This window comes from Streptomyces sp. NPDC056373 (assembly GCF_042262425.1).
In the GTDB taxonomy this organism is placed as follows: Bacteria; Actinomycetota; Actinomycetes; order Streptomycetales; family Streptomycetaceae; genus Streptomyces.
Window position 1 is genome coordinate 219,871 of the sequence record NZ_JBHJPX010000007.1, and the last position, 9,986, is coordinate 229,856.

The 9,986-nt window shown below is 72.4% G+C and carries 9 protein-coding genes; 5 read left to right on the top strand and 4 right to left on the bottom strand.

What is annotated here, in order from left to right; translation table 11 throughout:
• Nucleotides 1–11: 11 nt before the first annotated feature.
• The 3 genes from ACFCXS_RS16805 to ACFCXS_RS16815 all read right to left on the bottom strand — a co-directional run bounded on the left by ACFCXS_RS16805 (nt 12) and on the right by ACFCXS_RS16815 (nt 3,281).
• Nucleotides 12–1,481, bottom strand: coding sequence for an SPFH domain-containing protein (locus ACFCXS_RS16805; protein WP_376644085.1), 1,470 nt, complete (start codon nt 1,479–1,481; stop codon nt 12–14).
• Nucleotides 1,482–1,615: 134 nt separating this feature from the next.
• A complete protein-coding gene (locus tag ACFCXS_RS16810; RefSeq protein WP_376644086.1) occupies nt 1,616–1,834 on the bottom strand; it encodes a hypothetical protein in 219 nt (72 codons plus the stop codon).
• A gap of 19 nt (nt 1,835–1,853) precedes the next feature.
• Nucleotides 1,854–3,281 carry an amidase gene (locus ACFCXS_RS16815; RefSeq protein WP_376644087.1) on the bottom strand — a complete coding sequence of 476 codons (1,428 nt, stop codon included), beginning with the start codon at nt 3,279–3,281 and terminating at the stop codon, nt 1,854–1,856.
• Between the two features lie 240 nt (nt 3,282–3,521).
• Between ACFCXS_RS16815 and ACFCXS_RS16820 the strand changes: the two genes are divergently transcribed.
• A complete protein-coding gene (locus tag ACFCXS_RS16820; protein ID WP_376644088.1) occupies nt 3,522–4,916 on the top strand; it encodes a glycoside hydrolase family 43 protein in 1,395 nt (464 codons plus the stop codon).
• A 57-nt stretch (nt 4,917–4,973) separates the two neighbouring features.
• Here the strand turns inward: ACFCXS_RS16820 and ACFCXS_RS16825 are convergent, their stop codons facing one another.
• Nucleotides 4,974–5,423: a spore-associated protein gene (locus tag ACFCXS_RS16825; protein WP_376644089.1), complete on the bottom strand. Its 450-nt coding sequence runs from the start codon at nt 5,421–5,423 to the stop codon at nt 4,974–4,976.
• A 348-nt stretch (nt 5,424–5,771) separates the two neighbouring features.
• Between ACFCXS_RS16825 and ACFCXS_RS16830 the strand changes: the two genes are divergently transcribed.
• The 4 genes from ACFCXS_RS16830 (at nt 5,772) to ACFCXS_RS16845 (ending at nt 9,960) form a co-directional block, all read left to right on the top strand.
• Complete coding sequence (locus tag ACFCXS_RS16830) at nt 5,772–6,746, top strand: hypothetical protein (protein ID WP_376644090.1); 975 nt, start codon at nt 5,772–5,774, stop codon at nt 6,744–6,746.
• Between the two features lie 41 nt (nt 6,747–6,787).
• The gene (locus tag ACFCXS_RS16835) at nt 6,788–7,525 is read left to right on the top strand and encodes a class I SAM-dependent methyltransferase (RefSeq protein WP_376644091.1); all 738 of its coding nucleotides are present in this window, start codon (nt 6,788–6,790) and stop codon (nt 7,523–7,525) included.
• Nucleotides 7,526–7,612: 87 nt separating this feature from the next.
• Complete coding sequence (locus tag ACFCXS_RS16840; protein WP_376644092.1) at nt 7,613–8,410, top strand: serine/threonine protein kinase; 798 nt, start codon at nt 7,613–7,615, stop codon at nt 8,408–8,410.
• Nucleotides 8,407–9,960 carry a protein kinase gene (locus tag ACFCXS_RS16845; RefSeq protein ID WP_376644093.1) on the top strand — a complete coding sequence of 518 codons (1,554 nt, stop codon included), beginning with the start codon at nt 8,407–8,409 and terminating at the stop codon, nt 9,958–9,960. The genes ACFCXS_RS16840 and ACFCXS_RS16845 overlap by 4 nt, the downstream gene beginning before the upstream one ends.
• The last annotated feature ends 26 nt before the right edge of the window (nt 9,961–9,986 follow it).

The following is a 9,986-nucleotide window of genomic DNA, read 5'->3' on the forward strand; positions in this document are numbered from 1 at the left end:
AGCCGCCCGGGTCACTTGTCGTCCATCGGCACCTTCTGGGCGTGCCCGTTGAGGGCGGAGGCATCCTGCGGTGCCTGCCCGCCCCGGTCCATCGACGCGAGCAGCTGACGGGCGAGGCCCAGCCCCGTGCCGCCCATGGTCAGTGCCTTGGCGAACATGTCTGCCATGCCGTCGGCACCGTTCAGCAGCACCATGTTGTCGACGTTGCCGAACGCGGACGCGCCGGCCTTGACGATCTCCGGCCAGTTCTCGGCGAGTTGCTGGGCGACGACGGCCTCCTGGTTCTCCGCCAGGGCGGCGGCACGGGCCTTGATGGCCTCCGCCTCCGCGAGGCCCTTCGCCCGGGCCGCCTCCGCCTCAGCCAGACCCCGGGCCTGAGCCGCCGCCGCCTCGGCCTCACCGGTGGCCCGGGTCGCCATCGCGGCCGCCTCACCGCGCGCCTTGGTCGCCTCCGCGTCGGCGCTCGCGGCCGTCTTCACCCGGGTCGCCTCGGCGGCGGCCGCCAGTTCCGTCTCCTTCGCCTGCGCCTGGGCCGACGAGATGCGCGCGTCGCGATCGGCCTCGGCCAGGGTGCGTGTCTCGTAGGCCGCCGCGTCGGCGGGTTTGCGGACGTCCGCCTGGAGTTGCTGTTCGCGCCGGTGCGCCTCCAGCTCCGCCACCCGTGTCTCCTGGACGACGACCTCCTGCCGGGCACCGGCCTCCGCGAGCGGTCCCGCCTGCCGGGCCTTGGCGGCCGCCTTGTCGCGCTCGGCCTGATAGCCGGCCTGCAAAATCTCGCTGTCCCGGGTCGCCTCCGCCATCCGCGCGAACGACTGCTGCTCGGCCTCGGTGGCCAGCCGGTTCGCCTCCGCCTGTGCGATGCGCGCGTCGCGCTGCACGGCCGCCGCGTGCGGCATGGCCAGGTTCTGGATGTATCCGGTCGGGTCCTCGATCTCGTGGATCTGCAGCGAGTCCACGATCAGGCCCAGCTTCTCCATCTCGGTGCCGCACGCGGCCCGTGTCTGCCCGGTGAGCTTCTCCCGGTCCCGGATCATGTCCTCCACCGTCAGCCCGCCCACGATGGACCGCAGATGCCCCGCGAAGACGTTGTGCACCCGCTCCGACATCAGCTTCTGCTGGTCCAGGAACCTGCGGGCCGCGTTGGCGATCGACACGAAGTCGTCGCCCACCTTGAAGATGACCACGCCCCGCACCTTCAGCGGAATGCCCTGGTGGGTCACGCAGTCCACCTGCAACTCGGTCTCGTTCAGATCGAGCGAGAGCTTGCGCACCGCCTGCACCCCGGGCAGCACCAGCGTGCCGCGCCCGGTGACGATGCGGAACCCCATGCCCTCCTCGAGGCCCTCGGTGCGGTGCTTGGACCCCGAGATGATGAGTGCCTCATTGGGTTCGGCGACCCGCCACATGAGCTTGAACAGACCGATCAGAACGAGGACGGCGGCAACCGCCACCCCCGCAACGACGCCGACGACCATCGGCATTCGCCCCCTTTGCATGGTGCCCTCTCGGCACCGAACGAAGGGGAGTGTGCTCCTCGGCGGAGCCCGGGTACAGCCACCGGCCCATCCTTGGCCGAAGCTTGACGTCCACGGCTCTCACCTGCGTCGCAGCGGGCTCAACTGTCGTACGCCGCAGTGACGTAGACGGTCCTCGGGGGTAGGTACTCGACCACCATCACGACCGTGCCCGTCTCGATGCGGTCGCTCGCGGAGGCGGGGTGGGCGAGGAAGTGCTCGGCGCCGCCGCGCACCCGGACGATCACCTCGCCGACCAGCCCGGGTCCGATCGTTCCGGTGACCCGCCCCATGAGCCCGATCATCGACGCGTCCGCCATGAGGACAGCGTACGGTCGCTCAGGCGGCAGCGGAACGTGCCGTGACCGGCGGCGACGGCCACTTCTCCCACCAGCGCAGCTCCGCCTCCAACTGCGCGGCCACCTGTACGAGGAGCGGTTCACTGTTCGCCGGTCCCAGCAACTGCGCGCCGACCGGCAGCCCGTCCGGTGTGAACCCGGCGGGCACGTTGACCCCCGGCCAGCCCAGCACGTTCCACGGCCAGGCGTAAGGACACGCGGCGATCATCGTCCGGTCGGTGGCGAACCCGCTGAGTTCGAGCAGGGCCCCGATGCGGGGCGGCGGAGCGGCGGTCGTGGGCGCGAGGACGACGTCGTACGAGGTGAAGAACCCGCCGATACGCCGGTGCAGCACGCTCTCCGCGCGCCGGGCCGCCCGCAGCGGGGCACCGCCGAGCAGCCGTCCCAGCCGGGCCGCGCCCAGAGTGCGCCGGTCCAGCAACGCCGGGAAGGGCGCCTCGCCCACGCGCTCGGCGATCCCGGCCGTGGCACGCGGCACGAAGGTCAGCCCGATCTGCCCGTACGGCGGGTCCGCCTCCTCGACGACATGCCCCAGCGCGGCGAGTCGCTCGGCCAGTTCGACCACACGGGTGCGCACCTCGGGCAGGAGCCGGGCGGGCACCGCCGTGAACGGCGGCTTGAGGGAGAGCGCGATGCGCAGCCGCCCGGGGTCGCGGCCGACGGCCCCGGACACGTCGAGGCGGGGAGGCTGGTGCGGGTCCTGTGTGTGGTTGCCGCTCGCCGCGTCCAGCAGCAGGGCCGCGTCGGCGACCGTGCGGGCGAGGGTGCCGTTGACGGTGATGCCCTGGAAGGACTCGCCGCGCGGCCAGGTCGAGACACGGCCGCGCTGCGGTTTGATGCCGACCAGATGGGTCCACGCGGCCGGGATCCGCACCGAACCGGCACCGTCCGAGCCGAGCGCGGCGGGCACCAGACCGGCGGCGACCGCGGCGGCCGAGCCGCCCGAGGAACCGCCGGGCGTGTGGTCCGTGCTCCAGGGGTTGCGGGTCGCGCCGAACGCGGGCCCCTCGGTGAAGGGCCACTGCCCGAACTCGCAGGTGTTGGTCTTGCCGATGATCACGGCTCCGGCGGCGCGCAGCCGCCGTACCGCCTCGCCGTCCTCGGCGACCGGCGGGAACTCGCCGCAGCAGCCGAACGCGGTCGGCTCACCGGCCACGTCCATGTCGTCCTTCACCGCGACCGGCACGCCCAGCAGCGGTTTGCGTCGGCCTTTCGAGGCCTGTTCCCGGTCCGCGGCGTCGGCTTCCGCGAGCGCGGCTTCGGCCCGGACGATCCGGAAGGCGTTCAGGCTCCCCTGCGTCGCCTCGATGCGGGTCAGCGTCCGCTCGACCAGCACCCGCGACGTCACCTCGCCTGCGGCCAGCGCACGGGCGGTCTCCGCCAGGCCTTCGCAACGGTCGAGCGTCATACGGCCACCTCCGGAAGCAGCTCCTCTACCGAACGGTAACGTCCGGAGGCCGGAGGTGTGATGCCGACGGCGGGAGTGGATGTTCACCCACCGGCCGCTTCCTCCTCACCGGGCGCGTCGGTCCTCGTTCAAACCATTGACCGCCCTCCGGCTCGCCCCTACCTTCTGAGCCCCCACAAATGATCGATTTGCCGAACTCTGTCCGGTATATCGAACCTGGTGTCCAAGGGAGAGCCGCCCGTGACCGCACACCCGCCCCCCACCGCTCCGTCCCGCCGTACGCTGCTGCGTGCCCTGACCGCCCTGCCCGCCTCGGCCGTCCTGCTCGGCGAATCCCCCGGACTGCTCGGCGGCGCCCTGGCCGCAGCGCCCCCGAACGGCTCGGCCACCCGCTACACCATCGTGCCGTTCCTCAACAGCGACGACGGCACCGTCGACGTCTACCAGTCGGACGACGCCACGGACTTCCGGCTGCTGCGCTCCGCCGCCTACACCCCGCCCGCGAACCGCATCCGCGACGCCAGTGTCATCAGACACACCGACGGGTTCTACTACCTCACCTACACGACGCACACCTGGCAGGACCCCAGCACGACCATCGGCTTCGCCCGCAGCTCCGACCGCGTCAACTGGACGTTCCTCTACGACTACACCGTGCCGATCGCGCGCCTCTCGCGCGCCTGGGCGCCCGAGTGGTTCGTCGACGGCGACGGCAGTGTGAGCGTCATCGTGTCCTGCTCCACCACGAACGACGAGTGGATCTTCACGCCGTACCTGCTGAGGGCGACGAACTCGACGCTCACGGCCTGGAGCGCGCCGGTCGCCCTCTCCGGCATCGGCGCCAACCACATCGACACGTTCATCGTGAGGATCGGCTCGACCTACCACGCCTTCCCGAAGAACGAGACGACGAAGTACATCGAGTACGCCACCGCCTCGAACCTCACCGGCCCGTACACCATCCGCCGGACGGGTGACTGGGCCGGCTGGGGCAGCTACCGCGAGGGCCCGGCCCTGGTGCAGCTCGACAACGGTGGCTGGCGGATGTTCTTCGACGGCTACGGCGACGGGAACTACTACTTCAGCGACAGCTACGACACCTTCGCCACCTGGTCGCCCCCGGCCGCCCTGCCTGCGGTCTCCGGTACGGCCCGCCACTTCACGGTCGTCAAGGAGACGGTCGCGGGCGGCCCGGTCCTGGCCCGCAACGCCACCCGCTCCTTCCGCTCGGTCAACTACCCGACGCGCTACTGGCAGCAGCAGTCCTCACTGCTCGACCTGCCCGTGGTCAGCGCCTCCAGCACCGCCGCCGACAAGCGGTCCGCCACCTTCACGGTCGTCGCCGGGCTCGCCGACGGCAGCGGCTGCTCCTTCCGGGACGCGACCGGCGCCTACCTGCGCCACTGGGACTTCCGCGCCCGCTTCGACCCGAACGACGGCACGAGCACCTTCGCCAGGGACGCCACGTTCGTCCTCCGGACCGGCACGGCCTCGGGCTCCGTCCGCTTCGAGTCGTACAACTACCCCGGCCGCTACCTGCGCCACTACGCCTACGAGCTCCGAGTGGACCGCTCCGACGGAACGGACGGGTTCCGGCAGGACAGTTCGTTCCTGCCGGTGGCGGCCTGGGCGTAGGCGCGGCACGCAGAAGCCGGGCCCCACGGTCGCCCGTGGAGCCCGGCTGGAGGGGGGTCAGCGGGTGAACGTGACCCGGTGCTCCTTCAGGGAGCCGCAGTTGGAGCCGTACACCTGCACGTACGTGTTGGCGATGCTGCCGCCCCAGTCCACGCAGTGGCCCTTGCCGTAGGCGTAGGTCGGCCCGGCGTACGACGTGTACAGGCCCTCGTCGTAGTCACTCTGCTCGGTGTCCGGGACGGAGATCCAGGCCGACATGTCCACGGCCTTGCCCGGGTTGTTGCGGATGGTCGTGACGCAGTTCTTGCCGTTGGAGGCGTTGTAGGTCAGGTAGACGGTCCCCAACGAGCCGACGGTCGCCGAGTTGACCGTCTTGTACCCACTGCCGCAGACCTTCTGCGGAGTGGTGTTGGGCGCGGCCGAGGCCGGCGCCGCCAGGGCGGTCATGGTTCCCACGGACAGTGCCGCCACGGCGGATGCCGCCAGGATGGAACGGGTGAATCGCATATTTCCCCCATGCAACTCTTCGAGGTGGTTGCTCCTGCATGGTGTGACCCGCCTGGCCTTCAAAGGGTTGTGCGTCATTCGGCAGGAAAATCGGGGGAGTTGAGGGGCCGCACGAGTGGAGGGGCGGGCTCCGTGACGGTGGGGGCGCGAGCGTTCCCATGTGGCGACTCTTTTACTCACGGGTCACTTGGGGCACACGCGAGATCCCGAGGATCTGTGCAGGGGCGTCACACAGACTGCACACCGCCCTTTCAAAGTCTCGTTAGCGTTACGGCTCGATCCCACGTGCGAACGTGACCAGGGCGCGGCCGGCGAGCCGCCGGAACAGCCAGATCGGGAACACCACACATGGACTACTGCTCGTCGTGCCGTCGGCACCTCAACGGCGCCTTGGTCTGCCCGGGGTGCGGCGCCTACGCCCCGGACATCGACCCCTCCGTCCTGGCCCGCCGTCCCGCCCCGGATCACGGGCCCGCCCCGGACCCGGGCGGACCGGCGTCCTGGCAGTACCCGTCGGGCCTCGGCACCTGGCACGACGGCACCGTGTGGGACGAGACCCCCGCGCCTGCGCAGGACGGCCCCGGCTCGTCCGACGCCCACCGCTCCCCGGACGCTCACGGCCCCTCGGACGCCCACGGCCCCTCGGCTGCCGACGGGGCCGACGGTTACGAAGCCCGGCCGGCGGGGCGGGCGGCCCGGCGGCGCCAGCTGGCGCGCTGGAAGAAGAACCAGCGCCGGGCCGTGGTGGCGACGGCGGTCGCGCTCGTCGGAGGCGGTCTGACGGTCGCCGCGATGAACGGCAACGCGAAGCCCGGTGTGCAGGCGTCCGCGACGCCGGAGGACACCACCATGGGCGGCTCCCTGGGTGAGGCGCCGACCTTCACCGAACCGACGTCGAGCCGACAGGACACCCCGCGCTCCGCCGCCACGTCCCCGTCGCACGACGACCGCTCCTCGCGCCACCAGCAGTCCCGGGCGGCCGACCCCCGCACCACGCCGACGGACACGCGGACGGACGCGGCCGCCACGCCCCGCGAGCTCCCGCTGACGACCGCGCCCCGCAAGACCGTCGAGGACACCGTCGGCACGGTCACCGGAAGCCTCGGTTCATCCGGCTCGTCCGGCTCGTCCGGCTCGTCCGGCTCGTCCGGTTCGACGGCCACGGAGCCGACGGCACCCCCGGCCGCCGGGTCCGGTTCGGACGCACAGCAGCCGGCCTCCCCCTCGACACCCCCGCCCGCGGCGACGACCCCGCCCGAGACGTCCCCCTCCGCCCCGAAGTCGAAGGAGCTCTGCCTGCTCGTCATCTGCCTCGGCGGCTGAGCCGGTGGCCGTGCGCAGCCGGCCTTCGTATCGTCGGGCCCATGGCTGACGAGTGCTTCCGGCATCCGCGGCTCGCCGCGGTGTACGACCCGCTCGACCCCGACCGGCGCGATCTCGATCCGTACCTGCGCCTGGCGGCGGACACCGGGGCGCGCCGGGTCCTCGACATCGGCTGCGGAACAGGGGTGTTCGCGCTGTTGCTGGCCGAGCGCGGCACCGACGTCGTCGGCGTCGATCCCGCCGAGGCGTCCCTGGAGGTGGCACGCGGCAAGCCGGGCGGCGAGCGGGTGCGCTGGATCCACGGCGACGCGACGGCCCTGCCGCCGCTCGCCGTCGACCTCGCGACGATGACGGGCAACGTCGCCCAGGAGATCACCGGGCGCGGGGACTGGCAGCGGACCCTGCGAGGGATCCGGGCCGCGCTGCGACCCGGCGGGCGCCTGGTGTTCGAGACGCGGACACCGGCCCGTCGAGCCTGGGAACAGTGGAACCGCGAGACCACGTACGGCGTGACAGAGATTGCGGGTGTGGGCGCCGTCGAGTCCTGGTGCGACCTGCTCGACGTGAACGGACCGCTGGTGACCTTCCGGTGGACCTATGTGTTCGCCGCGGACGGGCAGACGCTGACGTCGGACTCGACGCTGCGCTTTCGCGAGCGGCAGGAGATCGAGGCGGAACTCGCCGCGCAGGGTTACGTCGTGGAGGACATACGTGACGCACCGGACCGGCCCGGCCGGGAGTTCGTGCTCCTCGCGCGACGCCCGGAAAGCGCCCGCTGACCCGGCCCCGCCGCCTCCGTGACACGGGAAGTCCGCCCGTACAATCCTCGCGACCAAATCGGGGGCGACATCAGCGGGGGAGTCCGCGTGGAAACGATCATCGTGCAGTTGCCCGGTACCGCCCAGTGGGGCGGGGGCGAGACGGGCAGTCCCGAACTGATCCACCTGGGGCCGGGGGACATCGCGGACTTCGGACGCGGCGGGGCGGGGGTCCGCATCGTGCTGGCCGATCCCGGGATCTCCCGCCGGGCCGGGCAACTGGAGGCCGCAGGAGATTACTGGCGGCTCTCCAACTTCAGTCGCAGCGTGTCGTACGTGGTGGAGAACCTGGAGGGGGCGGGCGAGTACCTCACCGTCGCGCCAGGGCGGCTCGGGGCACCCGTGCCCTTCGAGTTCTCCCGCGTGGTGCTGCCGGCCCTCTCCGGCACCGCCACGTTCAAGGTGTTCGCACCCCAGCACGCCTACCTCGGCGAGCAGTCCGTACCGGGCGGCGGCGAACAGACCGTCCACCCCTTCGCCCTGGACCCGACGTCGAAGTACTTCCTCGTCCTGGTGGCCCTGTGCGAGCCGCGGCTGCGCGACCCCTCCGACTCGGCGCTGCCCGGCGTCGGCCAGATCGTGGAGCGGCTGCGGCCCCTGGAGTCCTGCCGGGACCTGACCCGCTCCGCCGTCAACTACCACATCGACTACCTCGCCTTCGCCAAACTGCGCCTGGACCTCGGCGAGGAGACAGCGACCGCGGCGGACGGCGGCCGCACCGGCGCCAAGCGCACCCGGCTCGCCTCCGTCGCCCTGCGCTTCGGCCTGGTCCGCGAGGAGCACCTCGGCCTGCTGCCGCCCCGCGGCGCCGCCCGCCTCGCCGACCCGCAGGAGGCAGACGCATGACCACGCCGGAGGAGCGGGACGACGAGCTGGAGGCACCCCGCCCGGCCCGCCTCCCGGAGGGCTTCCGCATCGACGGCTGGGAGGTGGGCGCGGTCATCGGCTCCGGCGGCTGGGGGACCGTGTACGAGGCTCGTACGGTCGCCGACGGCACGCCGGTCGCGGTGAAGGTGCTCCCGACCGGCGCCCTGGGCCCGGGGCAGCGCGCGGCGCTCGGTGAACTCGTCGCCCGCGAGGTCCGGTTCAGCGCGGAGGCCGATCACCCCCACCTCGTGCGCACCCACGCCGTGCACACCGTCGACGCACCGGAACTCCCCGCCCTGGACGGCGCGATCGCACTGGTCATGGACCGGGCCGAGGCCAGCCTGCAGGACGTACTGGACACCGCGGAGACCGGCGGGCCGATCGCGGACGCCGACCGTGTCCTGCGCGGAGTGGCCGCGGGACTCGCCCACATGCACGACGCCGGCTGGGTGCACGGCGACCTCAAACCCGCCAACGTCCTGCTGGGCCCGGGCGGTCGGGTCTGGCTGGCGGACTTCGGCCTGGCCGCCGAACTCGACGGCACCCACGCCCACTTGCCGCCGCTCGGCACTCTCGACCACCTGCCGCCCGAATGGTGGTCGCAGCGCACCGGCACCCAGGGCGCCGTCGTCCGGCCCACCGCCGACATCTGGGCCTTCGGTGTCCTCGCCCACCAGGTCCTCACCGGCGGCCTCCACCCCTTCCCGGGCGCGACCGCCCGCGCCCGCTCACTCGCGGCCCAGTCCTACGCACGCGGCACCGCACCCCTGCGGCTCGACGCCGGTCTCGACGAGGACATGCGCCGGCTCATGGCGGACTGCCTCGCCCCGGACCACGCCGCCCGCCTCCCGCACACGGCCGCAGGTGTCGCCCGCCGGATCGAGGACATCACCGGCGGCCCGCACCGCCGCCGAAGACGCATGGCACCGGCCGTCGCGGCGAGCCTCGTCGTCCTGACCGCCGCCGCGGTCGCCGGGGCGGCGCTGCTCGGGGGAGGCGGGGGCACGCAGGACGACGAGCGCGACCCCGGCACCCCCACCCTCTCCGGCACGCCCAGCCCGCCGGCCGGTGAGATCCCCGAGGGCTCCGACGTGCCCGAGGCGCTGCGCCCCGTCATCGCCCGCGCGGCCCACCGCTGCACCGACGAGGAGATCACGCCCGCCCTGCTCGCCGCCCTGATCAAAGCGGAGAGCAACTTCGACCCGAAGGCCTCCCGCCCGCAGAGCGAGGAGTTCGGCATCGCCATGTGGACGCCGTCGGTGTTCCGCGCCTGGGCGGTGGACGGCGACGGCGACGGCGACAAGGACCTCATGTCACCGCCGGACGCGATCTCCACCATGAGCCTGTACGTGTGCTGGCTCGATCAGCGCTTCAAGCAGGCCGGCCTGCCGAAGAAGGACCTGCCCGCGCTCGTCGCGGCCGGCTACCGCACCAGTGACCGCACGGTCATCGAGGAGCGCGGCGTACCGGAGCGGGTACGGCCGCACGTGGACAAGGTGATGCGCTACCTTGCCGAGTACGAGCGCTGAGCCGCGCGCACGCGAGCGGTGGGCAG